Raw genomic sequence first — 717 nt, forward strand, 5'->3', positions numbered from 1 at the left:
AGCCGATCTGGGTAAAGCCGAGAACAAAGTCAGACAGCTTGCTGCCCACTTCGCCGAAGCAGAAACGTCCCATCAGTACCGAGTTCAGACCGCTTTTATAAGCGATAAAAGCTAACGCTGAGGTGTAGGCACCGAGCAACAGGTTGCCCACCACAATCACCAGCAGCAGTTCAGAAAAAGAGAAAGCCTTACCTAAGGTACCGCCAGCCCACATGGTGGCAGTGAAGAAAGTAAAACCGAGCAGTACAGCTGCCATTGGCAGCAGGCCCTGACGGGCACTTTTGGGCACTTCGCTTAAGGGGTAATCAGTTTCGTTCATAGGTTCCTCCGCCGGGCAATATTATCTGAATTATCACGGAAGCCACAGCAACGGGCGTACCAGACACTTTTATTTCACAATCATGTCAGTGTGCGCTGGCATTACCAACAAGTTACACAGAATTTAGTTGTGCGTTATGCACAATTAGCAACCGTGCCGTTTTTATACGAAACAGACAGGCGCGCACTGTGCTCCATCACAAAGCAGGCATTCACGGCTGCGTGCCCGCTGGCGGAGCATTTATCAACTGCGCCGGGTATCATGCGCACTGTCTTTTATCTGCTGTTGAACACCATGACATCTGCCTCTGCTCCATCTAACTCTTCCATCAGCCAGAGCCGCATCTGGGCACTGGCCTGGCCGGTCATGCTCAGCAATATCACAGTGCCGTTACTAGG

General features: G+C 51.6%; 1 protein-coding gene. It reads right to left on the reverse strand.

Features of this window, described 5'->3' with window-relative positions; genetic code table 11:
* Window positions 1-319, reverse strand: a 319-nt coding sequence (locus tag B2Z72_RS09945; protein ID WP_297004688.1) for a cytosine permease, incomplete at its 3' end; no start/stop codon positions are given.
* Between the last annotated feature and the right edge of the window lie 398 nt (window positions 320-717).

The sequence above is a fragment of the Thalassolituus sp. UBA6592 genome (assembly GCF_002433655.1).
In the GTDB taxonomy this organism is placed as follows: Bacteria; Pseudomonadota; Gammaproteobacteria; order Pseudomonadales; family Oceanobacteraceae; genus Venatoribacter.